Source organism: Solimonas sp. SE-A11, assembly GCF_030345715.1.
In the GTDB taxonomy this organism is placed as follows: Bacteria; Pseudomonadota; Gammaproteobacteria; order Nevskiales; family Nevskiaceae; genus Solimonas_A.
Genome location: NZ_JAUASX010000029.1, coordinates 19,171 through 42,922 on the forward strand (window position 1 = coordinate 19,171; position 23,752 = coordinate 42,922).

At 64.8% G+C, this 23,752-nt stretch carries 26 protein-coding genes; 13 read left to right on the top strand and 13 right to left on the bottom strand.

Features of this window, described 5'->3' with window-relative positions:
* Positions 1–21: 21 nt before the first annotated feature.
* The 8 genes from dcd to QT386_RS22005 all read right to left on the bottom strand — a co-directional run bounded on the left by dcd (position 22) and on the right by QT386_RS22005 (position 6,048).
* Positions 22–663, bottom strand: a complete 642-nt coding sequence (gene dcd / locus QT386_RS21970; RefSeq protein ID WP_289275893.1) for a dCTP deaminase — start codon at positions 661–663, stop codon at positions 22–24.
* Complete coding sequence (locus QT386_RS21975) at positions 660–2,018, bottom strand: hypothetical protein (protein WP_289275894.1); 1,359 nt, start codon at positions 2,016–2,018, stop codon at positions 660–662. Before QT386_RS21975 ends, dcd begins: the two co-directional genes overlap by 4 nt.
* A 3-nt stretch (positions 2,019–2,021) precedes the next feature.
* On the bottom strand, positions 2,022–2,393 hold the full coding sequence (locus tag QT386_RS21980) for a hypothetical protein (RefSeq protein WP_289275895.1): 372 nt from the start codon (positions 2,391–2,393) through the stop codon (positions 2,022–2,024).
* Positions 2,394–3,256: 863 nt separating this feature from the next.
* Positions 3,257–3,922: an NYN domain-containing protein gene (locus QT386_RS21985; protein ID WP_289275896.1), complete on the bottom strand. Its 666-nt coding sequence runs from the start codon at positions 3,920–3,922 to the stop codon at positions 3,257–3,259.
* A 214-nt stretch (positions 3,923–4,136) separates the two neighbouring features.
* Entirely contained in the window at positions 4,137–4,652 is a 516-nt protein-coding gene (locus tag QT386_RS21990; RefSeq protein WP_289275897.1) for a VOC family protein, read from the bottom strand.
* Positions 4,653–4,698: 46 nt separating this feature from the next.
* The gene (locus QT386_RS21995) at positions 4,699–5,106 is read right to left on the bottom strand and encodes an MAPEG family protein (protein ID WP_289275898.1); all 408 of its coding nucleotides are present in this window, start codon (positions 5,104–5,106) and stop codon (positions 4,699–4,701) included.
* A gap of 33 nt (positions 5,107–5,139) precedes the next feature.
* Entirely contained in the window at positions 5,140–5,583 is a 444-nt protein-coding gene (locus QT386_RS22000; RefSeq protein ID WP_289275899.1) for a YciI family protein, read from the bottom strand.
* A gap of 39 nt (positions 5,584–5,622) precedes the next feature.
* Positions 5,623–6,048 carry a YciI family protein gene (locus tag QT386_RS22005; protein ID WP_289275900.1) on the bottom strand — a complete coding sequence of 142 codons (426 nt, stop codon included), beginning with the start codon at positions 6,046–6,048 and terminating at the stop codon, positions 5,623–5,625.
* A gap of 304 nt (positions 6,049–6,352) precedes the next feature.
* Here QT386_RS22005 and QT386_RS22010 point away from each other — a divergent pair, with 304 nt between their 5' ends.
* From QT386_RS22010 to QT386_RS22050, 9 genes are all read left to right on the top strand, one after another.
* The gene (locus tag QT386_RS22010; RefSeq protein ID WP_289275901.1) at positions 6,353–6,757 is read left to right on the top strand and encodes a VOC family protein; all 405 of its coding nucleotides are present in this window, start codon (positions 6,353–6,355) and stop codon (positions 6,755–6,757) included.
* Between the two features lie 37 nt (positions 6,758–6,794).
* Positions 6,795–7,151: a DUF1428 domain-containing protein gene (locus QT386_RS22015; protein ID WP_289275902.1), complete on the top strand. Its 357-nt coding sequence runs from the start codon at positions 6,795–6,797 to the stop codon at positions 7,149–7,151.
* A gap of 10 nt (positions 7,152–7,161) precedes the next feature.
* Positions 7,162–7,647, top strand: coding sequence for a DUF1579 domain-containing protein (locus tag QT386_RS22020; RefSeq protein WP_289275903.1), 486 nt, complete (start codon positions 7,162–7,164; stop codon positions 7,645–7,647).
* Complete coding sequence (locus QT386_RS22025; RefSeq protein ID WP_289275904.1) at positions 7,647–8,021, top strand: nuclear transport factor 2 family protein; 375 nt, start codon at positions 7,647–7,649, stop codon at positions 8,019–8,021. The genes QT386_RS22020 and QT386_RS22025 overlap by 1 nt, the downstream gene beginning before the upstream one ends.
* Positions 8,022–8,056: 35 nt before the next feature.
* Positions 8,057–8,632 (top strand): YceI family protein, encoded by a 576-nt coding sequence (locus QT386_RS22030; protein WP_289275905.1) that lies wholly within the window; start codon positions 8,057–8,059, stop codon positions 8,630–8,632.
* Between the two features lie 106 nt (positions 8,633–8,738).
* Positions 8,739–10,556, top strand: a complete 1,818-nt coding sequence (locus QT386_RS22035) for a monovalent cation:proton antiporter-2 (CPA2) family protein (protein WP_289275906.1) — start codon at positions 8,739–8,741, stop codon at positions 10,554–10,556.
* 110 nt (positions 10,557–10,666) lie between these two features.
* On the top strand, positions 10,667–11,464 hold the full coding sequence (locus tag QT386_RS22040; protein ID WP_289275907.1) for an AraC family transcriptional regulator: 798 nt from the start codon (positions 10,667–10,669) through the stop codon (positions 11,462–11,464).
* A 147-nt stretch (positions 11,465–11,611) separates the two neighbouring features.
* A complete protein-coding gene (locus tag QT386_RS22045; protein ID WP_289275908.1) occupies positions 11,612–12,442 on the top strand; it encodes a prolyl oligopeptidase family serine peptidase in 831 nt (276 codons plus the stop codon).
* A gap of 175 nt (positions 12,443–12,617) precedes the next feature.
* Positions 12,618–14,816 (top strand): TonB-dependent siderophore receptor, encoded by a 2,199-nt coding sequence (locus tag QT386_RS22050; RefSeq protein ID WP_289275909.1) that lies wholly within the window; start codon positions 12,618–12,620, stop codon positions 14,814–14,816.
* A 52-nt stretch (positions 14,817–14,868) separates the two neighbouring features.
* Here QT386_RS22050 and QT386_RS22055 read toward each other — a convergent pair whose 3' ends face one another.
* Complete coding sequence (locus tag QT386_RS22055; RefSeq protein ID WP_289275910.1) at positions 14,869–15,843, bottom strand: quinone oxidoreductase; 975 nt, start codon at positions 15,841–15,843, stop codon at positions 14,869–14,871.
* 36 nt (positions 15,844–15,879) lie between these two features.
* On the opposite strand from QT386_RS22055, the gene QT386_RS22060 reads away from it, so the two are divergent.
* Positions 15,880–16,293: an SRPBCC family protein gene (locus tag QT386_RS22060; RefSeq protein ID WP_289275911.1), complete on the top strand. Its 414-nt coding sequence runs from the start codon at positions 15,880–15,882 to the stop codon at positions 16,291–16,293.
* On the opposite strand, the gene QT386_RS22065 is transcribed toward QT386_RS22060, so the two are convergent.
* Positions 16,286–17,203 carry a LysR family transcriptional regulator gene (locus tag QT386_RS22065; RefSeq protein WP_289275912.1) on the bottom strand — a complete coding sequence of 306 codons (918 nt, stop codon included), beginning with the start codon at positions 17,201–17,203 and terminating at the stop codon, positions 16,286–16,288. The genes QT386_RS22060 and QT386_RS22065 overlap by 8 nt on opposite strands.
* A gap of 105 nt (positions 17,204–17,308) precedes the next feature.
* Between QT386_RS22065 and QT386_RS22070 the strand changes: the two genes are divergently transcribed.
* Entirely contained in the window at positions 17,309–18,046 is a 738-nt protein-coding gene (locus QT386_RS22070) for an SDR family oxidoreductase (RefSeq protein WP_289275913.1), read from the top strand.
* 147 nt (positions 18,047–18,193) lie between these two features.
* Here QT386_RS22070 and QT386_RS22075 read toward each other — a convergent pair whose 3' ends face one another.
* On the bottom strand, positions 18,194–19,507 hold the full coding sequence (locus tag QT386_RS22075) for a cytochrome P450 (RefSeq protein ID WP_289275914.1): 1,314 nt from the start codon (positions 19,505–19,507) through the stop codon (positions 18,194–18,196).
* A 299-nt stretch (positions 19,508–19,806) separates the two neighbouring features.
* Complete coding sequence (locus QT386_RS22080) at positions 19,807–20,343, bottom strand: DUF924 family protein (RefSeq protein ID WP_289275915.1); 537 nt, start codon at positions 20,341–20,343, stop codon at positions 19,807–19,809.
* Between the two features lie 197 nt (positions 20,344–20,540).
* Here QT386_RS22080 and QT386_RS22085 point away from each other — a divergent pair, with 197 nt between their 5' ends.
* Positions 20,541–21,782: an MFS transporter gene (locus QT386_RS22085; protein ID WP_289275916.1), complete on the top strand. Its 1,242-nt coding sequence runs from the start codon at positions 20,541–20,543 to the stop codon at positions 21,780–21,782.
* Here QT386_RS22085 and QT386_RS22090 read toward each other — a convergent pair whose 3' ends face one another.
* Positions 21,783–22,895, bottom strand: coding sequence for an MBL fold metallo-hydrolase (locus QT386_RS22090; protein ID WP_289275917.1), 1,113 nt, complete (start codon positions 22,893–22,895; stop codon positions 21,783–21,785). It abuts the gene before it with no gap.
* A gap of 79 nt (positions 22,896–22,974) precedes the next feature.
* Between QT386_RS22090 and QT386_RS22095 the strand changes: the two genes are divergently transcribed.
* Positions 22,975–23,595: a TetR/AcrR family transcriptional regulator gene (locus QT386_RS22095; protein WP_289275918.1), complete on the top strand. Its 621-nt coding sequence runs from the start codon at positions 22,975–22,977 to the stop codon at positions 23,593–23,595.
* Positions 23,596–23,752: the final 157 nt, after the last annotated feature.

Below are 23,752 nucleotides of genomic sequence, written 5' to 3' on the forward strand. Positions count from 1 at the left end.
CCTAGGTGCTGAGAGTTCGAGCTACCCGACAGGCATTTTCTTGCTGCGAGGCAGGAAGTCGATATCGTGCTTGACGATATCTCCGCTGTCCGGCTCGAACGAGCCATAGAACTGGCTCTGGCAATGAGGGTCACATTTCTTCTGGGGATTTTCCGCGCGATACAGCGCGATCTGAGCTATGCGCATCCCCGGGTAAATTTTGATGGGAACCTGGCCGAGGTTGGCCAGTTCCAGTGTGATGATCCCGTTGTAGCAGGGATCGATGAACACTGCCGTGGCTATGCTCAGCCCCTCGCGCGCCCAGCATGAACGCGCAGTAACCACCCCCATAAGATGCGGCGGCAGCTGCACCCATTCGAATGTGGGAACCAGGATCAGCGTCCCCGCATGCAGCACGATTGGCTCGCCGAAAGGCACGCTGAGCTTCTCTAGTTTTCGCCGGCGGTGCTGTTCTCGGGAGAAGTCCCCGCTGTCTCGATCCTTGGCGTACTTCGCGGGATCTACATGAGACAAGCCCGCGCCACGAACCATCGCCGCCGTGTTGCCCATGCGCAAATCGATTGAGACGCGCCCAATCTGGGCGAGCGGGTCGATCATGGGGGTCACGACCAGCTTGCCGGAATTCAGCTCCTTAATCAGCTCTGCCTTGGTTAGCGCCGTCATGAGGGGTCTCTCACGGCATGGAGATTCTCATTCCAGAAGCTGATGCCATTCTGGTGAAGGATTGCCTTGGAGCAGAGCTGGTTGATCTTGCGCATGTCTTCTTCATCGCGCTCCTTCAAGGTCGACCAATGCAGCCAGCCGGCGAAGAGGATATGCCGAAAGTCGACTTCCTTGATGTCGTACCCCACTGCATCCTCGCTGTACCGGATCTCCGGCGCACTCGGAGGTAGGTGTCGCGAAAGCTGTTTGACGAGGTGCGTCATCAGCTTGGCTTCGGGGATCGGGAATACGACACCGTCTACGGCAGAGCAGGCCGAGTAGACACTTCGTGTCACAGCCATCGCTGTCTTCTTGTCGATTAGCTTGCCGGCGGGAGTGCTGCGGGCCTGCTTTAGCCTCTTGTCGAAGCTCTTATCTAGACTGCCGGCGACGGGCAGTTTGACGGTTCCGTCCTTGTGCTTGGAATACTGCATGCTCAAGGCTTCCGCGGCATAGCCCAAGAAGGAAATCCGAGCATCCAGTGGCGGATGGGTAGGCATGAAGTGGAACTTCGTTTTGTCTCTGGGGCCGAGCAGGGCCAAGAGAGCCGGAATGAAGCTGGGGCCCATAGAGATGAGCCCGAATAAGTCACAGAAGAACTCCTCGGCCCAGAGGTTGTATCGCTCCATCGCGATCAGGATGGGGGTCGGGTGCGCGATCTTCAGGTGAGCGTAACACCAGTCATACAGATCCTTGGGGATGCTCGGCAGAAGCTTGTGCGCGGCGATCTTGTAAGTCGCCCCTCGCGGATTTGTTCGGTACGCGACGTGGCCGATCTCGTGCGCCAGCACCACGTGCAGGAGAACATGCTCTTTCAGCGATCTGGGGAAGATCACCGGAATGATGTCCATATGAGCCTGCGTCGGGAACTGCTGGGAGTTCACTGCAACTGAATAAGACGCCATTCCGCCTTCGGCCGTAAAAAAGAAGAACGGCGGGTTTATCTGCTTAAGGGTGGTGCGCGGATCTGACGCTCCCTTAGGTGTTTTTTTCTCGGGGAGGGGCTTCGGGGGCAGCGTGATCGCCCGAGCTAGGTCGTGGAGCTCTTCGGCGAATGGCCAGGCGAACTCCTCAAGGTGTGAGCGTTCCATCCGGGTGATGAGCTCGGATGCGAGGGTCAGCTGTTCGGAAATCCAGGATGGGGCGCCTTCGTCTGGATCCAGGGCCTCGATCGCATTCTCGATCCAGACGAGGCGCCGAGCGCATTCGTTGTAGAACTTCTGGTACCTGTCGTTGAAGCGGTGCCTGAGGGTCTCGTTCAGGGCCTGCTTTACGCCGGCGTGCTCAACGCGGAGGTACTCCTTGTGGCCGAGCATGCTTTAGAGGCTATTCAGCTTGGCGTCCAACATCTTCAAGAAGGCGGTGGCGTTATGCCTGTCATCGGGCTGGGGTGAGACGCCGGCGTCTGGAGAGAAGACCGCCAGAGAATTGCCGTACACACGCGAGAAATCCTCGATCGACAGTGAGTCGTCGAGTTCGTGGTGGACGGCGGCCATTGCCGCTCTGAGGTCCAAATAGGCCGAGCCGCTTGTGTGATTGAGGTTGGTGCTGTCTTCCCAGGCCACCAGGCCAGGCGGCGGTGCCTGCTCAAACAGGTCGTACTCGTACATTTCCAGCAGCTTCAGCATGTTGATCACGCTGATAGTGTCGGTCGAGTCGCGCTTCTTCTGGTCGATGTCGGTGAGCATCATGTGGGCGATTAAGCGCCCCACGGATGCTGGGTTGGATGCAGAACTGCTCTGGCTTTTTAGCATCTGCGCCTCCGCGAAATTTTCTATTAGTACTCCCGGGAACCTGCATGTCACATGCCACGGTCGCCGCGGGGCGAATGAGGTTACGCAAGTCATCGGCCGCCGCCAACGCCCCTATCCTCAGGTTTTAGTGTACAGGAATTCATTATCAATACCCAAAGATGCCCGGAAATTTCAAAGGGAGGACTAAATATCCTTGTAAAACAATAGAGGAATGAGGGACCATGGACGGCCATGTCAAACCCAAAGTTGCCCGGAAATGAAGGAGAAGGCCGCGGAGAGCGAGCTTCTGGCCGGGTCTTGCCCTATGTCACGTCAGTAGCCCTAGACGTTCGGCAGCGTTTACTGATCCCCACGGGCGTTCGGGACAATTGCGAGTGGCTCAAGCGGGGGCACTCGATTTTTGCCGAGTGCCTCCACGACGGGTCTGTCCAAATTCTGGAATCCAACCCGGGGGCGGATGCAGGCTTGCCCAGCGATGAAGAGGGCCAGATCGAGTACCGCTCCCGATTCCACCCAATCAGCCTAGATGCTGAGTGGCGGATGACCGTCCCGGGTTTCTTGCGGGCTCACCTATTTCATGGCGTGCCGGAAAGCGGCCAGTTGGTGGCTATATTTCTCGAGGGAGGAGTTCGGCTCATGGGGATGCCGGTCTGGAGGTCGCTCTATCTCCCCAGGGACCGCGGCGGACCCCTGCCAAAGCTCCACCCTGCTGACCTGACGGCTCTGGCTGGCTCTAGGTCCCGACCATCCTGAGTAATCCTTGCCGTTGAATACTGACCCAGCCCATTGGCACAGGCCCTCTACCAGTGCGAAGGTTTGTCGATAGGCTTCTTGCGGGTCGGAATTCGGTTCGGTAACTGGTGCTTGGCCAATTCCTCTTCGCGTACGGCGTGGCGCGTCCAGTGGGCCAAGCCCTCTAAGGTTCCGCTTTTTCTTGCCGTGAGGCTTGGTGGCCTGGGGAGAATCACTCCGATCCGAATATGCGGGAAGTCTTCTCGAATTGCTGCCAACGAAGGGCTCAAGTCCGAGTCATTGGTGCATAGGACAATTTGGTCGACCTGCCCCAGGGAGGCGTCCCGATACATCTGGAGCGCCACCTTTACGTCTGTCTGTTTTTCTCCCAGCGCCCAAATCTCGCATCTGTCGTCACGGTCGGCTGGTGTGCCCTGAACGTAACGGGGAGCGCTGCCGTGGGAGAGGGTGAACTGCCCCAAGATGACCTCGCAGCCTCGGAGAGCGAGAGCTCGATGATAAGCATCCTGAGCGATGGTGCTATCGATTTTTCGACGTGCGAGGGCGGCTTTGATCATGGCCGTGAAGAACTTCACGTTGATCAATTCGGATTCGGGATCTTGAGACCGCAGGACATCTGCCATTAGGGCTCGCAAATCAAGCCACTTGTAGTTCGTGTGCTTGAGAAGCCCGTGATAGAAGTTGTAGCCATCGACGTACGCGATGGTGCGCAAATTTCAGCCCCCGAAAATGACAACACCGGCCGAAGCCGGTGCGGTCGCCTTTATGAGATGGCGAACTTAATCACGTCCCAAAAAGGTGAGTAGTGCAAACATCGTATTGTTTACATATGTGTATGTCAAGCAAAGACCGCTAGCATTTGCTTATGCGAGCAACCTGGCCGAAATCATAGAAAACAATAGGTTACGGAAAAATCTGCTTTAAGCTTTAAGCACCGAGTAAGGTCGGACTGGCGTCAAGGTGAGCAACATTTTGGTGCATCCCTGGGAGGCGGAGAAGTTTTAATTCCCGGCAATTCAAACTCCCACAAACCGCTAACGGCGCATGTTTGTCGGTGGGGGTTTTAATTGCGTGTTCCCAGTTCAGCACGCCGAAGCGCGGAGAGAAAAAGGTCTTCTCCAGCGCCATGGTCACGGTGCCGCCTTCGGCCAGGGCCTGGAGGTAGCGGTCCGCCTCTGCCTCGGTCTTGAGGTTCAGCGTCATGGAGATGCCGCCGAACTTGGTGGTGCCGCCGCATTCGCCGTCGGAGGCGAGCAGGGTGCTTTCGCCGATGCGGAAGGCGCAATGCATGATCTTGTTCTCGTGGCCGGGTGGGGTCATGCCGGGCTCGGGGCTTTCGCCGAAGCGCAGGATCATCTCGACCTGCGCGCCGACGGCTTTCTTGTAGAACTCCAGGGCTTCTTCGCAGCGGCCGTCGAAGCTCAGGTAGGGTTGGATGTTCATGGGTGTATTCCTTGATTTGATCCTGAAGAGAATCATGAGAGGGGTTTTAGCGGCTCAGCAGCAGCCAGGCGATGTCCAGCAGCAGTGCGATCATGGCCAGACCGCCGATCAGGAAGCTGATGGTGCGCCAGGGTTGCAGTGCCTTGAGATAGGTGAAGGAGTGGGCGTAGCGTGCCGCCACGAAAATGGCGAACAGCGCGCTGGCCAGCTTCAGGCCGCCGCCGATCAGCACGTAGACCAGCCCCAGCAGCAGGAAGGGATAGATCGCCGACTCCGCGTTGCGGTGAGCGCGCAGCACGCGCGCCACCTCGGGTGGATCGCTGTCGCGCAACTCGCCGCCGAACTGCGCGGCATCCTCGGGGTTGATGGCAATCTTCGTGCGGCCCCGGACGGCGCCGCTGTAGCCCCAGAGGAACAGCAGGTTCACCACCAGTAGCAGACAGGTGAAGGGCATAGGCGCCGAGGGCGGGGTAGAGCTCCAGGGGGTTCATGCGGCGGCTCCCAGCGTGCCGGCAGCCGCCTGGGCGGAGGCCGTGCTCCAGGGCATCCGCGCTACCGCCGGGCGCAGGGCCACCGGGAAGTGCGCGGCCTCGGCCACCTGGCGGACCTCGATCTCGGCATCGCCGCCCGCGAGCGAGGGGCAGAGCCGAGCCCAATGCACCGCCTCAACCAATGTGGCGACCTCCACCAGAACGAAGCCGGCGATGATCTCCTTGGCTTCGGTGAAGGGGCCGTCGGTCACCGTGGTGCGGCCGCCGGAGTAACGCAGCCTGGCGCCGACGGCGGTCGGCAGCAGGCCGTCCCCGCCGCGGTAGACGCCGGCCGCGGTCAACTCGTCGCGGTAGCGGCCCATGGCCTCGAGTGCCTCCGGGCCGGGCAGGGCACCGGACTCGGTGAAGGCGTCGCCCTTGCGGATGATCATGAAAAGCATGCGTTCACTCCCTGTGATGCAGTGGTGTGACGGTGGGGCTTAGTGGCGCGCGGCGATCTGGTCGCGCAGGCGGTCTTCCTGCTCGCGCAGTTCCGGCGTCATGGCTTCGCCGAAGTCGTCGGCCTCGAATACCGGGCGAATCTCGACCTCGCAGGCCTCGCCCATGGGGTTGGGGCAGCGCTTGACCCACTCGACGGCTTCTTCCATCGAGCGTACCTGCCACAGCCAGAAGCCGGCCAGCAGCTCCTTGGTCTCGGCGAAGGGGCCGTCGATCACCGAACGCTGGCTGCCCTCGAAACGCACGCGGGCGCCGCGGGAGCTCGGGTGCAGGCCTTCGCCGGCCAGCATGATGCCGGCCTTCACCAGTTCCTCGTTATATTGGCCCATCTGGGTCAGCAGCTGCGGGTCCGGCATCACGCCGGCTTCGGAGTTCCTGTCGGCCTTGATCAGTACCATCACGCGCATCGTCCTTCTCCTTTGGCTTCAGTGGGGCCGGGAGAGGAGGTTTTTGCCACCTGTTTCCCGGTATTACCGATACGTCGAACCAGCTGGGCCGATTTCGACAGGCTTTCCGGGGTTATGGGTTAATTGAAGTGCAAGATCATGAAATATAAAGTTTTGTTGTTTGTCTGCCTGGCTGCATTCCGGTGACCGGAAGGAGTTGGCTCCGCGCCGCGAGCAGTGCTAGCTTGAAAAAGACGGCGTCGAACTCGCGGCCTGTTCCCGGGTCGATTGCTGAGGCGTTCATTCCACGAAAAGGATTTCCACGATGAGCACGCAGATCTTCGTCAACCTGCCGGTCCGCGACCTTCCCGCGTCGGTGGACTTCTTCAAGCAACTGGGTTTCGGCTTCAACAACCAGTTCACCGACGACACGGCGGCCTGCATGGTGATCGGCGACAACATCTATGCGATGCTGCTGACCGAGGCGAAGTTCCAGACCTTCACGCCCAAGCCGATCTGCGACGCACGCAAGAGCACCGAGGTGCTGGTCTGCCTCAGCCGCGACAGCCGCGAGGCGGTTGACGAGATGGTGAAGAAGGCGGTGTCCGCGGGCGGTAGCACCTACCGCCCGTCTCAGGATCATGGCTTCATGTACCAGCATGGTTTCCAGGACCTGGACGGCCATATCTGGGAGCTGATCCACATGTCCCCCGAGGCGCCAAAGGGCTGATCCGAGCGTCTCACCGATTGCCACCGAGGAGAACCACATGGCTTATGTCGACAGTTTCGTTTTGCCGGTCCCGAAGAAGAATCTCGACGCCTACCGCAAGATGGCGCGCAAGGCCGGCAAGGTCTGGATGAAGCACGGCGCGTTGCAGTACGTGGAATGCGTCGCCGATGATCTGCAGCCGGGCAAGAGGACATCCTTTCCCCAGGCGGTGAAGCTCAGGGCGGACGAGGTGGTGGTGTTCTCCTATGCCGTCTACAAGTCGCGCAAGCATCGCGACCAGGTGATGGGCAAGGTCATGAAGGACCCGCTGATGGCCAACATGGAAATGAAGGACGTGCCGTTCGACGGCAAGCGCATGTTCTGGGGCGGCTTCAAGCCCATCCTTTCGCTCTGAGCTCGCGGTCATGCATGGAGAACCGCAGAAGGAACATCTGTGGCTGCAGCAACTGCTGGGCGCCTGGAGCTATGAAGGCGAGGGCTTTGCCGGGCAGGACCAGCCGCCGGAGAAGATGAGCGGCAGCGAGACCGTCCGCACGCTGGGTGGCTTGTGGATCCAGATCGAGGGGCGCACCCCGGGGCCAGGTAGCGCCGAGATGAGCAGCATCATCACCCTGGGCTATGACCCGGCCAAGCAGAGCTATGTCGGCAGCTTCATCGCGTCGGTGATGACGATGATGTGGCTCTACGAGGGGCAACTCGACGAGAGTGGCAAGGTGCTGACGCTGGATGCGCGCGGCCCGGTGTTCGGCGTGGAAGGCAAATGGGCCGACTACCAGGATATCGTCACCATCGTGGATCGTGACCACTGGCGCCTCAGCTCCCAGGTCAAGGGAGACGATGGTCGCTGGACGCAGTTCATGAGCTCCGATCATCGCCGCGTGAAGACCTGATGGATGTCTCGCTGAAGGGGCGCGCGCTGGATTTCCTGCGCATGGTAACGGCTGGCGAGATCCGCGCGGCCTACCGGCGCCATGTTGCCCCGGATTTTCGGCATCACAACGCCTGGTTCGCGGGGGACGCGGATTCGCTGATGCGCGGGATGGAGGAGAACCACGAGCGCTTTCCGCGCAAGCTGGCGCAGGTGCGGCATGCGCTGCAGGACGGCGACACCGTGGCCGTGCATACCCACCTGCGCCTGGAGCCGGAGGACCGCGGCATGGCGCTGGTGCATATCTTCCGCTTCGAGGATGGGTTGATCGCCGAGCTTTGGGACCTTGCCCAGGCGGTGCCCGAACAGATGCCCAATGAAAACGGTATGTTCTGACCCGACACGTACAACAAGACGACAGGAGAATCCCCATGTTCACCCGCTGCATGCTGCCCCTGGCGCTGGCCGCCAGCCTGGTCTCCGGCGCCGCTTCCGCCGCCACCTACGAGATCGAGACGCACCATACCTATCCGAGCCTGGAGATGAGCCACATGGGCATCTCGATCTGGCGCGGCAAGTTCAACAAGAGCTCCGGCATGGTGACCTACGACCGCAAGGCCAAGACCGGCGCGGTGGACATCAAGACCGAGACCGCCAGCATCGACTTCGGCCATGACGAGATGAACAAGCACTCCATCGCCGAGGACTGGCTCAACGCCGCGCAGTTCCCGACGCTGGACTACAAGGGCAAGCTGGTCTTCAAGGGCAAGGGCGACACCCCGACCGAGGTGGACGGCCAGCTCACCATGCGCGGCGTCAGCAAGCCGCTGAAGCTGAAGATCAAGAGCTTCAAGTGCATCGATCACCCCTTCTACAAGAAGGAAGTCTGCGGCGCGGATGCGGAGGGCACGCTGGATCGCGCGGACTATGGCATGACCCAGTACGCCGACAACGGCATGGGCAAGATCCTGATCCGGATCCAGGTCGAGGCGATCAAGCAAGACTGAGCGCCGGCCAAGATCCAGGGCCGCGTCCTGAGGGGCGCGGCCTTTTTTGTGGCCGCGTGCGGCCCCCTCGCGGTAGCATCCCGCCTGAACCCGGGAGAAGAAGCGCATGTCGGTCGAGGGCGGAGCGAGCGAGCTGGTCAAGGTGGTGGCGCTGCTGGGAGCCGGCGTGGTTGCCGTGCCGCTGTTCAAGCGCCTGGGCCTGGGCTCCGTGCTGGGTTACCTCGCCGCCGGCATCGTGATCGGTCCCTTTGGAATGGGCTGGTTCAGCGACCCGCAGGCCATCCTGCACGTGGCCGAACTGGGCGTGGTCATGTTCCTGTTTGTGATCGGCCTGGAGATGCAGCCGACGCGGCTGTGGAGCCTGCGCGGCGAAATCTTCGGCCTCGGCCTGACCCAGGTGGCGTTTTGCGGGCTGCTGCTGACGGGCCTGGGTATCCTGGCCTTCGACCTGGCACCAGCCGCGGCCTTCGTCGCCGCCATGGGCTTCGTGATGACCTCCACCGCCACGGTGATGCTGCTGCTGGACGAGCGCGGCGAGACCTCCACGCCGCGCGGCCAGCGCATCGTTTCGGTGCTGCTGCTGGAAGACCTGGCCATCGTGCCGCTGCTGGCCTTCGTCGCCTTCCTGGCGCCGGCCGCGGAGGCGGGCGGGCAGTCGCGCTGGGTCAGCGTCGGCCTGGGCATGGGGGCCATCGTCGGCCTGGTGCTGGCCGGCCGCTGGCTGCTGAACCCGCTGTTCCGCCTGCTGGCGGCGGCGCGTGCCCGCGAGGTGATGACGGCGGCGGCGCTGCTGGTGGTGCTGGGCGCGGCGCTGCTGATGCAGCTCGGCGGTTTGTCGATGGCGATGGGCGCCTTCCTGGCCGGCGTACTGTTGTCGGAATCCACCTTTCGCCACCAGCTGGAGGCGGACATCGAGCCCTTCCGCGGCATCCTGCTGGGCCTGTTCTTCCTCAGCGTGGGCATGTCACTGGACCTGGCGGTATTCGGTGCGCAGTGGGCACTGATCCTGGGAGGCACTCTGGTGTTCATGGCGGTGAAGGCTGCCGGCATCTACGGCGTGGCGCGTCTCTACCGCGGGGCCCATGACGACGCGCTGCACCGCACGGCGATGATGGCGCAGGGCGGCGAGTTCGCCTTCGTGCTCTATGCGGCCGGTGCTGCGGCAGGCATCTTCGACGCGCAGCTCAATGCGGTGTTCACGGCGATCGTGATCCTGTCGATGGCGCTGACGCCGCTGGTGGTGATCTCGCTGCGCTGGCTGATCCCGCGCGCGGGCGAGTCGATGGATGGCGTCGATGCAGCCGAGGGCCTGGAAGGCCGCGTGCTGCTGATCGGCTTCGGCCGCTTCGGCCAGGTGGCCAGCCAGGCGCTGCTGGCGCGTGGCTTCCAGGTGGCGATCATCGATACCGACACCGACATGATCCGCAGCGCCGCAGATTTCGGCTTCAAGGTCTACTACGGCGACGGCACTCGCCTGGACGTGCTGCGCGCCTCGGGCGTGGAGAAGGCGCAGGTGGTGGCGGTGTGCATCGACAATCGCGAGGCGGCGCTGAAGATCGTGGAGCTGGTGAAGCACGAATTCCCGCATGCCAAGCTGCTGGTGCGTGCCTTCGACCGCGAGCACGCCATGAAGCTGATCTCCGCCGACGTGGACTACCAGATCCGCGAGACCTTCGAGTCGGCCAGCGCCTTCGGCCATGCCGCGCTGCTGGCGCTGGGCGTGCCGGCGGCCGAGGCCGAGGAGATCGCCGAGGACGTGCGTCGCCGCGATCTGGAGCGCCTGACCATCCAGGTCACCGGCGGCATCACTGCCGGGCGCGACCTGATGCACGGCAACCGCCTGAAGCCGCGTCCGTTGACCGAGCCGCGCCAGCAGGGCGAGGCGCTGAGCCCGGAAACCGAGGCGCTGACCCGGCCGCGCTGACACGGGCCGCGGACTGACGGGCGATTGTCTCTGCTCCTGCCTGGGCCATACTGCGGCCAGAACGATGAGGGCGTACACCAAAGGGCGCCACCAAGGAGGAGGGAAGGGCGATGAATGCAGACGGCCCGCGCATGCAGGTCTACCTGTGGGATCGCTGCTTCCTGCTGCAGGGGCGGGGATATGAGCTGGACCGGCGGCATAACCCCTACCATCGCCCATCGGCCACCTTGCTGGTGGCGCACGAGGGGACTTTCGAACTGGGCATCAACGGCGAGCCGCCGCGTGATTACGAGGCGGTGCTGCTGCCGGTCAACATCCGGCGCGACTGGATCACCAGCCATGGCCGTCCCTTCACCATCATGGATGCGAGCGTCAGCAGCGAGGCGTATCTGCGCCTGGCGCCTTACCTGACCCCGGGGCAGCCACTGGTGCTGGCAGCGGCGCTGCGTGACCGCCTGCGCGGCCTGCTGGCTCGGCAGGCGCCCGGCGTGCTGGATATCGAGGCGGCGGTGGCGCTGTTCGGGGCCGCTGTGGATGCCTGCTGCGATCCGCCGCGCCCGCCGCTGCTGCGCGAGCCGCGCATCCGGCGCGTGATGGAGAAGATCGAGCGCCTGCCACTGGACCAGCTCTCGCACGAGGATCTGTCGCGCGAGGCGCAGCTGTCCGCCTCGCGCCTGCGCGCGCTGTTCCAGCGCCATGTCGGCTGCACCATTTCCCAATACATGCGCTGGGTGGCCGGCTCGAAGGCAGCGGAGATGTGGCGCGAGGGCAGCAGCTTCACCGAGATCGCGCTGGCGGCGGGCTTCTACGATCTGGCGCATGCGGACCGCGTGATGAACGAGATCTTCGGCATGAATCCCTCGGTCATGACTGACCCGCGGCAATACCGGCTGCACTTCCGGCGCTGAGGGCTCGGCCCCTGCCGGCCCCGCGACCACGGCCAGTCGTTTCGTCCAAGCGCCGCGTCCAAGACATCGCGGGCCTCGGTCCAGACAATCCCCTCCAGCCCGCCGAGACGGGTTTTTCCGTCCACCGACAACCTCTGGAGAGAGATCATGCGTCACATCCTGCTCGCTGCCCTGCTGGCGGCTACCGCGCTACCGGCCTGGGCCGACCCGGCCTGCAGCGAGACCGTCATTGGCAACTCCCGCACCCTGAGCTGTGCCTACAAGAACATGACCGTGGTCTCGAACTACGGCATCCCCCGCGTGGTGCAGTACCAGCTTCCGGCGGGCACGCCGCCACCGGGCGGCTGGCCGGCGGTGCTGATGTACCAGCCCAGCGTCTTCCCCACGTTCTGGACCGCTCCGGACTACACCCCGGCCGGCGCCTACCACCAGGTCCGCACCATCGAGGCGCTGCTGGATGCGGGCTACGCGGTGATTGCCCCGCCCACCAACTACGCGCGCCTCTACCAGTTCTGGGACACCAATGCCCCGGGCGTGGATAGCTGGGTTCCCTATACCAGCACCGATGACTACGGCTTCCTCACCAAGGTCATCAACGGCGTGGTGGCGCAGCAGTACGGCCCCATCAATGGCGCACGGCTCTATGCCACCGGCATGTCCAGCGGCGGCTACAACACCTCGCGCATGGCGGTGAGCTTTGCCGGCCGCTTCCGCGCGCTGGCGGTGCAGTCGGGCTCCTACGCCACCTGCCTGGGCCCCATGTGCAACATCCCCGCCGTACTGCCCTGGGACCACCCGCCGACGCTGTTCCTGCATGGCAGCAGCGACTACACCGTGCCGGTCAACACGATGCAGGCCTATCGCGCCCGCCTGCAGGCGCAGGGCGTGGACACGCGCCAGGTGCTGGGGCCGGGCCTGGGACACGAGTATCTGCCGGAGGCACCGGAGGAAATCGTGGACTGGTTCAACGCCCACTAAGGCCGACCAGGGCAAGCCGGCTCCGCCGCAGGGCGGGGCCGGCTTCTTTCGTTTAGGGCCAGAGGGCAGGGGCTGCCGACAGCGGCTGGCCACCTTGCAGGAGCCGACAAGGCGAGTCATTGAATGATATTCATTATTGATTGATAATGAGTATCAATTCTAAACAGAGCCTGAAATGGACTTCGCCCCGCTCCCCCGGCGTGCCCCGCGTGCCCGCCGCCTGCTGTCCACCGCATTGCTGGCGGCACTGCCGGCCGCTGCCACCGCCCAGGAAGCGGAGCCTGCGACGCTGCCCGCGGTGGAGGTGAAGGCCGAGGCCACCCAGCCCTATATCGTCAAGGAGACGGGCGCCGCCACCCGCCTGCCTCTGAGCCTGCGCGAGACGCCGCAGTCGGTGACGGTGTTCACCCGTCAGCGCCTGGAGGACCAGAACCTGCAGTCGATGCGCGAGGTGCTCGACAACACCCCGGGCATCTACTCCTATGCCTACGACACCGAGCGCGTGGTGTTCACGGTACGCGGCTTCGTCATCGACAACCTGCTGTACGACAACATCCCGGCCAGCACGGTGTTCAGCACCGGCTCGATCGACGAGACCATCGACACCGCGATGTACGAGCGCATCGAGATCGTGCGCGGCGCCACGGGCCTGTTGTCGGGTGCGGGCAATCCTGCCGCCGCGGTCAACCTGGTGCGCAAGCGCGCCGACAGCCGCAGCTTCGACCTGTCGTCGTCGTTCACGGCCGGCTCCTGGAATGACTACCGCGCGGTGGCCGATCTTTCCACGCCGCTGACGGCGGACGGCAGCGTTCGCGCCCGTGCCGTGGGTGTCTACCAGGGGCGTGATTCCTATCGGGACCTGTACACCAGCGAGAATCAGGCGTTCTACGCAACGGTGGCCGCCGACCTGGGGCCCGAGACCGTGCTGACGCTGGGCTACGACTACCTGGAGACGCAGCCGCAGGCCAACACCTGGGGCTCGTTCCCGCTGTTCTACAGCGACGGCACCCGCACCGACTGGCGGCGCTCGGTCACCACGGCGGCCAACTGGAGCTTCTGGAACAAGCGCACCGAGACGCTCCTGGCCGAGCTGGAGCATCGCTTCGGCAACGGCTGGTCGCTGAACTCCACGTTGACTCATCGCGATCTGGGCAGCGATCTGGCCCTGTTCTACATGGAGGGTTACCCGGACCCGACGACAGGCCAGGGGCTGACACCATATGCGTATCGCAGCCGGGAGGGCGGGCAGATGAACTCGCTGGACCTGTTCGCCAAGGGGCCCTTCGAACTGTTCGGCCGCAAGCACGAGGTGATCGTGGGCGCCAACCACTCGCGGCTGAAGCTGGACGGCTACGAGTTCGCCGCGCCCGCGGTGCTGCCGGATACCGGCAACTTCTTCGAGTGGGATGGCTCCTATCCCGAGCCGGTGTTCTCCACCACGGCAGATAGGATCACAGGCATTACCACCGACCAGACGGCGCTCTATGCGGCCTACCGCTTCTCGCTGGCGGATACGCTCAAACTGATCGCCGGCCTGCGTCACACGCGCTGGGACACGGATTACTTCGACGTCTACTCCGACGCCGATGCCTTCGTCTACAAGGAGCATCCCACCACGCCCTACGCCGGCCTGGTCTACGACTTCCTGCCCCAGTGGTCGGCCTTCGCCAGCTACACTGAGATATTCAAGCCGCAGAACAAGCTGGATCGCAACGGCAGCTTCCTGGATCCGACCACCGGCCAGAGCGTGGAACTCGGCATCAAGGGCGAGCACTTCGGCGGCCGGCTGAACACCGCGCTGACACTGTTCGACACGCGGCAGGACAATGTCGCGACGCTGGACGAGGAGATCGACCCCAACACAGGCAGTCCGTACACCGTGCCCGGCCGCCCGCTCACGCAAGCTTCGGTCAACGTCGATGGAGCCCGCAGCCGCGGCTTCGAGCTGGAAATCTCCGGCCAGCCGATCCAGGGCTGGAACCTGTCCCTGGGCTGGTCCAACTTCTCCCTGGAGGACGCGGATGGCAACGGGTTGAACCGCTACGTGCCGCGCACCATGGTGCGCAGCTTCACCAGCTGGACCCCACAGGGTGTCTGGAGCAAGCTGACCCTCGGTGGCGGCGTGAACTGGCAGTCCAGGAGCAAGGCCACGGTGTACGCGCCGGGCACGCCGGACCCGGTGGCCACCGAATGGGAGCAGAGCCCGGTGACCCTGGTCAGCTTGCTGGCACGCTATGAGGTGACGGAGGACTTCTCCGTGCAGCTCAACGGCAACAACCTGCTGGATTGCAAATACTACGTGCTCGACGAGTACGGCAACCTGTACTTCGGCACGCCGTCCAGCGGCAGCGTGACGCTGAACCTGCGCTTCTGAGCCTGCGGTCCACAGGCCTCTCGCCCCTCCGGGGCGGGAGGCCTTTCGCGTTTCAGGGAAGCAGGATGGTGGAGCCCGTGGTGCGTCGCGCTTCCAGGTCCTGGTGCGCGCGGGCCACCTCGGCCAGCGGATAGCGCTGGCGGATGTCGATCTTCACCTGGCCGCTGCCGACCATGTAGAACAACTCCGCCGCCATCGCATCCAGGTCCTCGCGCTGCGCGGTGTAGTCGAACATCGTGGGGCGGGTGATGAACAGCGAGCCTCGCGAGCTCAGCTCACTGAGCGAGAAGGGCGGCACCACGCCGGAGGCATTGCCGAAGGACACCATCGTGCCCAGGCGTGCCAGGCAATCCAGCGAGCCGGTGAAAGTGTCCTTGCCGACGCCGTCGTACACCACCGGCACGCCGCGGCCGCCGGTGATCTCGCGCACGCGCTCCACGAAGTTTTCGCGCTGGGTGTTGATCACGTGCGCGCAGCCGTTGCTGCGGGCCAGCTCGGCCTTCTCGTCGGAGCTGACGGTGCCGATCATGGTCACACCCAGCGCACGCGCCCATTGGCAGGCGATCAGGCCCACGCCGCCGGCGGCGGCGTGGAACAGGATGGTTTCGCCGCCGCGCAGCAGGAAGGTGCGGCGGAACAGGTATTGCACGGTGAGACCCTGCAGCATCATGCCGGCCGCGGTCTCCAGCTCGATGCCGTCCGGCAGCTTCACCACCATGGCGGCGGGCATCGTGCGCTCGCTGGCGTAGGCGCCGATGGGCCCGCCGGCATAGGCCACGCGGTCGCCCGCCTGCAGGTGCGTGACACCGGGGCCCACGGCCACCACCGTGCCGGAGGCCTCCATGCCGACGCCACCAGGCAGGGGCTGCTTGTAGGTGCCGTTTCGGTGGTACACGTCGATGAAGTTCAGGCCGCAGGCCGCCTGGCGGATGCGCACCTCCCCGGGGAAGGGATCGGCCACGTCGACCTCGACGTACTCCATCACCTCCGGCCCACCGCTGCGGGAAATCCTGATCGCCTTGGCCATGCCTGTCACACTGTCTGCAAATGGGAGGTCAACATCATGGCTGAATCGCTACATACCCGCACCCTGAGCGTGACCATCGAGCGCGACTGGCGCGAGGTCTACGACTTCGCCTGCCAGCCGCTCAATTTCCCGCGCTGGGCCAGCGGTCTGGCGGACTCGCTGCACGAGGCCGGCGATCACTGGGTAGCCGCCGCGCCGGAAGGCCAGGCCAAGGTCTGGTTCAGCCCGCGCAACGACTACGGCGTGCTGGACCACCACGTGGAGCTGCCGGGAGGTGTCAGGCTGTACATCCCGCTGCGGGTTATCGCCAACGGCGATAGCGCCGAGGTGATGCTGACCGTTTTCAGGCAACCCGGAGCGGATGACGCCGCCTTTGCCCGCGATGCCAAGTGGGTGGCCAAGGACCTGCAGGCGCTCAAGACGCTACTGGAGAAGACCGGCCTCAGGTGAAACTGTCGATGCCGCGCACCAGCCGCTCCGCCAGTCGCGGCTGGCGCAGTTGCTCCAGCCACCACTTCAATGCGCGCCCCTCGTGGGCGCCGCTCCAGGCGGCGTAGAGGGTATTCGGCTCACGCGGGTCGGCGGTGCGCTTCTCCACCAGTTCGCCGCGCTTGAGCAGCGAGGCGGCGCGAGCCCGCGGCAGCCAGCCCACGCCCAAGCCCTCGCGCTGCGCCATGATCTTCGCGCGCATGGTGGCCACCGCCAGGGTGGGCTGGCCTCCCAGCACGCCGTAGCTGCGCAGCTCCGTGCGGCGCGAGGAGTCTCCCACCACGATGGCGCAATGCGCGGTGATCACTTCACGCTCCATCGGCTCCGTGGCCTTGGCCAGCGGATGGCGCGGCGACACCGCAAAGACCCATTCCATCACGCCCAGTTCCAGCCAGCGCAGCTTGGGGATGGCCGGCGGTTCATTAGTCGCGCCCAATACCAGGTCGGCGCGGCCCTCGCGTAGCGCTTCCCAGGTGCCGCCGAGCACTTCGTGGCCAAGGCGCAGGCTCACGCCGGAGTTCAGGGCCTGGAAGGCCTTGACCGAGGGCAGCAGGGTTTCGAACTCGATGATTTCGTCGCTGACGATGCGCAGGCGGTCTTCCCATCCGCCCGCCACCAGCCGCACACGCTGCGTTAGCCGCGCCACGTCCAGCGCCACACGTGCTGCTTCCTGCGCCAGCAACTGCCCGGCGGGCGTGAGCTGCAGGCGGTAGCGGCGGCGGTCGAACAAGAGGGCGTCGAAACGGGTCTCCAGCTGCCGCGCGGCGTGGGAGATGGTGGAGGGCGCCTTGCCCAGGCGGGCCGCCGCCCGCGACAGGCTGCCGCTCTCGCGGATGGCTTCCAGCAGAGCCAGTTCGTCGGAAGACAACATGTTCGACTTCTTCGAATGTGATCGTCGTCGGCATGGTACGGAAAACGCCGTGTACCTTGCCACTATGGGCTCCACGGCATCCCGCCAGACCCGAAGGAGATGAACATGGAACGCTTCAACAACAAGACGGCCCTGATCACCGGTGGCAGCAGCGGCATCGGCCTGGCGGCGGCCCAGGCCTTCATCAACGAGGGTGCGCGTGTGATCGTCACCGGCCGCGACGAAGCTGGCCTGGAGCAGGCCCGCAAGGCGCTGGGTGATCGCGCTCAAGCCTGGCGCAACGAGACCGGCAGCGTCGCCGAGGCCCGCGCCCTGGCCAGCCGCCTGCTGGCGGAGGGCACCAGCCTGGATGCCGTCTTCATCAACGCCGGTATCGGTCGCTTTGCACCGCTGGCCGACATGAGCGAAGCCCTTTGGGACGAAAGCTTCAATACCAACGTCAAGGGCGCCTACTTCCTGATCCAGGCGCTGCTGCCGGTACTGAACCCGGGTACTTCGATCGTGCTCAACGGCTCGATCAACGCCCACATCGGCATGCCCAACTCCTCGGTCTACGCCGCCAGCAAGGCCGCGCTGATCTCGCTGGCCAAGACCCTGTCGGCGGAACTGCTGCCGCGCGGCGTACGAGTCAACGTCGTCAGCCCCGGTCCCGTGGTGACGCCGCTGTACGGCAAGCTAGGCATGGATGAGGCCGCCAGGCAGGAACTGGCCACGCAGATCCCCCTGGGCCGCTTCGGCAAGCCGGAAGAGATCGCCTCCACCGTGCTGCACCTGTCGGCGCCGGAGTCGGCCTTCATCGTCGGCACCGAGATCATTGCCGACGGTGGCATGAGCCAGCTTTGAGCGGAGCAGGGTGGGAGATGCCGGGCGGTGCCCGGCGTTCTCCCGCCGCCGAGCAGGGTAGACTTGGGCGTGCACGCGCTCCCCGTCATGCCGGCTTTCGCGGGCATGACGTTGCCGGTGGTTCCGGGTATCGGATTGGAGCGCGTGCTAGCGTAGCCGCTCCAGCTTGATCGGCAGCCGATCCGCAGGAATCGGCAGGCTGGTCCAGTCCTGCGGCATGGTGTAGCCGGCTGGCACGCTCCAGCGGAAGCGCAGCAGCATCTGGTGCAGGGCCGCCTTCACTTCCATGGCGCCGAAATGCATGCCGATGCACTTGTGTGCGCCGCCGCCGAAGGGCAACCACAGGAACGGGTGCTGCCGGTCTTCCGCGCGTCCCGCGGCGAAGCGGTCCGGGTCGAAACGCTCGGGCTCTTTCCAGTAGCGCTCCAGGCGGTGGGTCATCCACAGCGAGATCGAAACCAGGGTTCCCCTTGGAATCCGGTAGCCGGCGTATTCGAAGTCGCGCGTCGCCTGGCGCGGCAGGCCCGGCACCGGCGGCGTCAGGCGCAGCGTCTCCTTCATGGCGTGATCCATGTCGGACAGGCGTTCCAGATCCTCGTACTCCAGGTGTGCGCGGCCCAGTGCGCGGCTCTGCTCGCGCAGCCGGTCCTGCCACTCCGGGTGCTTGGCCAACTGGTAGAGCATATTGCTCAGCGTGATGGTGCTGGTGTCGTGCGCCGCCATCAGCAGGAACACTAGATGGTTGATCACGTCCTCGTCGCTGAAGGGTTGGCCGTCCTCGGTACGCGCTGCGCAGAGACGCGTGAACAGGTCGTTGCCGCTGCCGCCGCGATGCGCAGGCAGGGCGGCGGCGAAGGTCCTCTCCAGCAGCTCGCGGCCACGCAGGCCGGCACGCCATCGCGTGAAGGGCAGGTCATGACGCACCACGCCGGTGGCGGCCTGCACGGTGGCGAGGAAGGCGCTATTCATGGCGTCGCTGTCCTGGCCGGCAGGCTGGCCCAGGAACACGCGGCTGGCCACGTCCAGCGTCATGCTCTTGAGCAGGTCGAACATCTTGACGCCTTCGCCGGTGGGCCAGGCCGCCAGGGATTCGTCCAGCGTGCGGTTGATGCCGTCCAGATCCTCACGTAGCGCGGCGTTGGTGAAGGCCACCTGCATCACGCGCCGGTGCAGGCGGTGCTCGTCACCGTCCAGCAGCATCAGCCCGCGGCGGAAGAAGGGGCCGATGATCTTCGTCCAGGAGGCATTGCTGAACAGGTCGTCGCGGTTCTGCAGCACCAGCTGGTTCGCCTCCGGCCCCAGCAGCGCGATGAACTCCATGCCGAAGGTATTGATGCGCACCACTTCGCCATAGCGCGCGAAGCGCCCTCGAGTGAAGTTCTCGAAGTTGAACAGGTAGTCGAAGGAATGTCCGACCAGCGGCCAGCCAGTGTCACCGGGAATCGCGCGTACTTGCTGCATGAGGCTCCTCCTGACCCTCTTTGGGGGGTCGGTGGCCAAGCATGCCTGAGGCCGGGGCTGCGCGAAACGTTCGTTTAATACCGGCGGCAGGCCGCTTGCAGCGACGACTCATTCACTCGTTAGATCGCGGATTGCCCGTGCACCCGGACTTTCCAGGGATTTCCTGGGGAAACTCTGAAAAAGTCCGTTAGTGCAGGGCCTGTCGAAGCACGGGCGGACTTTTTCCACAGTCGCTCCAGTAGTCACCGTTCACCCCCCGTCGACAGGCTCAGGGCGAACGGTAACTTTTCCGAGCTTCCCTAGAAGCTCGACCCTGGCTGCTTCAGGAACTCGATCTCCTCGGCCGTGGATTCACGACCGAGGATTGCATTGCGGTGCGGGTAGCGCCCAAAGCGGTCGATGATCGCCTTGTGCTTCAGCTCGAAGTCATAGTTCAGCGGGATACCGTTATCACGGTACAGGCGTTCCGCCCATTCGTGGATCGCCGGCGACTCGCTATGCATGAAGGGCAGGTACAGGATGCTTCTCTCCACGGCAGAGAGTGCGGCAGGCGCTCCCGCGGCGATCGCTTCCTGGGCCAGGGTCAGGGCCATCGGGTCCTGGGCGAAGGCCAAGGGTGAGTTGCGGTGGATGTTGCGGGAGAACTGGTCCAGCACCAGGATTTCCGCCAGCCTGCCGTGCGGTCCGGTTCGCCAGGCATGCAGCTCCGCTTTCGCGGCTTGCTCCAAAAGGTGGCCGAAGCGCGCCTGGATCAGCCGGTCGAACTCCGGGTCGGCGGTCCACCAGGCCTTCGGATTGATCTCCTGGAACCAGAAGGCAAGGATCTGTTCATGCATGAGCGGTACGCCGGCAGCGGGCCGCGATCCGGCCCGCGGGCAGGGTAACCCAGGGCAGGTGGGCATGCGTCCTGGCCTTTTTGACGCCGCTCTCGGTGTCGCGGTGATTGATGATTCGGCAAAAGCTCACCCCAACGGACCAGCCCCCAGGGCCGAGGGCTTGCCAATAATCGGGAAAACAGCAGGAGGAGAGACGCATGGAGCGGGCGAAAGCGGCGGGTGGCATCTTTCACGGCTGGTGGATCGTGGCGGCGGGTTTCGTCTGCACGGCCCTGCTGATCGGCAGTACCACCTACAGCTTCGGCATGTTCGTGGCGCCGCTGTCGGCCGAGTTCGGCCTGACCCGTGCCAATGCCAACATCGGCTTCATGGCGCTCCTGCTGGGTTTCGCCGTCTGGGCGCCTTTGGTGGGCAAGCTGCTGGATCGCCGCTCGGCGCGGCAGGTGATCGTCGGAGGTGGCCTGCTGTTCGCTGCCGGCTTCGTGCTGATGGGCCAGTCGCATTCGCCCACCACCATGGCGCTGCTGATCCTCGGGCCGGTCTCGATCGGCACGCTGGCTGCCGGTGCGCTGGCCGCGAACACCATCGCCGCGCGCTGGTTCCTGCGCCAGCGTGGTCGCGCACTGGGCGTGCTGGCGGTGGCCACCTCCGCGGGCGGCTTCCTGATGCCGCCGCTGGTGGCCTACCTGATGGAGAGCTATGGCTGGCGCAATGCGCTGATCGCGCAGGGCCTGATCGTGGGCCTGGTGATTGCTGCCGTAGGCTGGCTGCTGATGCGTGACCGGCCCTCCGACCTGGGCCTGACGCCCGATGGCCAGCCGCTGCCGCAAGGCGGGCAGGGGCCGGCGGTGGCCGGCGAGACCTGGACCCTGGGCAAGCTGCTGCGCACGCGCAACTTCTGGCTGCTTTCCTGCGGCGCCGGCATCCTGCTGGGCGCGGACCAGGCGCTGCTGTCCTCGCTGATCCCTTATGGCACCGACGCCGGCCTGACGCTGCCGCAGGCCTCGCTGCTGGTGTCCACGCTGACCTTCTCCGCCATCCTGGGCAAGCTGGCCATCGGCGCGCTGGCGGACCGCTACGACAAGCGCCTGCTGTTCTGCGCGGTGGCGGCCTGCAATTTCGCCTTCCTGGTGATCCTGCTGCTGAGCCCGGGCTACGTCACGCTGCTGATCGCCTGCAGCATCATCGGCCTGGCCATCGGCGGCACTTATCCGCTGTGGACCACGCTGGCAGCGGACTGCTTTGGCACCGCCAGCTTCGGCAGCGTGCTGGGTAGCATGAACCTGTTGATGGTGCCGTTCTCGATCTTCGCGGTGCGCTACATCGGCGAGGTCTTCGACCGCACCGGCAGCTACGACACCGCGCTGATCACCTTCATGGTCACGGCGGTGGTTTCCACCGTGCTGATCCTGGCGCTGCGGTTGCCGCCGCGCGCCTGATCAGTCGGCAGTCTGCAGCACGCCCTTCGCGGGCTGCTCTCCGACGCCGCGCCACCAGGGCGTGTTGGCCCGCGGCGCGCGCACGTCCAGCGCCGTGCCGATCACCGGCGTGGTGAGGTTCACGCCGTGCTGGGAGGCCAGCGCGCTGATGCGCTCGAAGGGATCGGTCCAGGAGTGCATGGCCAGGTCGAAGGTGCCGTTGTGGATCGGCAGCAGCCAGCGTCCGCGCAGGTCCAGGTGGGCCTGCAGGGTCTGCTCCGGCAGCATGTGCACGTAGGGCCACTGCTTGTCGTAGGCGCCGGTCTCCATCAGTGTGAAATCGAAGGGCCCCAGGCGTTCGCCGATGGTCCTGAAGCCGTCGAAGTAGCCGGTGTCGCCGCTGAAGTAGATGCGCGTGTCGCCGTCGATCAGTGCCCAGGACGCCCACAGCGTGCTGTTGCGGTCGCTGAGGCTGCGGCCGGAGAAGTGCTGGGCCGGCGTGGCCACCAGGCGCAGGCCGTCCAGCGTGGTTTCCTGCCACCAGTCGAACTGCTGCACCTTGGCCGCATCCACGCCCCATTCCAGCAGGCGGTCACCCACGCCCAGCGGTGCCAGGAAGACCTGCGTCTTGGCGGCGAGCGCGAGCACGGCGGCATCGTCGAGGTGGTCGTAGTGATCATGCGAAAGGATCACGGCGCGGATCGGCGGCAGCTCGTCGATGGAGATCGGCGGGGCGTGGAAGCGCTTGGGGCCCATCCACTGGAAGGGCGAGGCGCGCTCGGAGAACACCGGGTCGGTCAGCCAGAACTGGCCGCGCAGCTTGAGCAGGATGGTGGAATGCCCCAGGCGCCAGATCGTGCGGTCCGGCGCGGCCAGCAGCTGGGCCTGCGTGAGCTTTTCCACCGGCACCGGGGCGGCGGGCATGGTGCCTCGGGGCTTGTTGAAGAAGAAATTCCAGGCGATGCGCAGCATCTTGCCGAAGCCTTCCGGCGGTTGCGGTACCGGATTGCGGAACTTGCCGTCCGCGAACTGCGGCGAGCCCTGGTGGGCATTGGAACTGTCCGCAGCGGACATGGCACAGGCCGTCATGGCGAGGACTCCGGTGATCAGCAGCAGGGGGCGGAAAGGGCGCATCGGGGGTTCCTGCATTTGTACACTGCACAGTGTAGTTTCCGCTTTTCCAAAAGTAAACCGCCCGGTGTAAAATTGGCGAATGTCACGTCCGCAACGCCTGACCGACCGCAAGCGCGAGAGCATCCTCCAGGCTGCCCTCCGGGAGTTCCTGTCCCAGGGTTTCGACGGCACCAGCATGGACCGCATCGCCGCCAGCGCGGAGGTGTCCAAGCGCACGGTCTACAACCACTTTCCCAGCAAGGACGAGCTGTTCGAGGCGATCCTGCGGCGGCTGTGGGAATGCGCCATGGCGGAGGAGGCGATCCCCTACCAGCCGCGCAAGCCGCTGCGCGAGCAGCTCACCGAAATGCTGTGGCAGAAGATGCGGCTGATGCAGGACCGCGGCTTCCTGGACCTGGCGCGCGTGGCGCTGGCCGAAGGCATCCGCCGCCCTGAGCGGGCGCGCGAGCTGATCGCGCGGCTCGATGACGGCGGCCCGGAGGAAGCCCTCACCGCCTGGATTCGCGCCGCCGTGGCAGACGGCAAGCTCAAGCCGCTGGACCTGGCCTTTGCCGAGCAGCAGTTGCACAGCCTGGTGAAGGGCTTCGCCTTCTGGCCGCAACTGGCCATGGGCGAGCCGGCGCTGACGCAGAAGCGGCAGGCACAGGTGGTGGAAGGCGCGGTGGAGATGTTCCTGCGCTGCTACGCGAAGAAGCCTTAGCACTTTCCCCTCTCCCCCATACGGGAGAGGGGTGAGGGGAGAGCAACTGTCTTAAGGGGTCGCCAGTTCGGTCTGTTGGAGGAGGAGTTCGTCTCGACGCCTGGCATTGAGGATCACCAGGAGTTTGCGCATGCAGGCGACCAGGGCGACCTTGCCG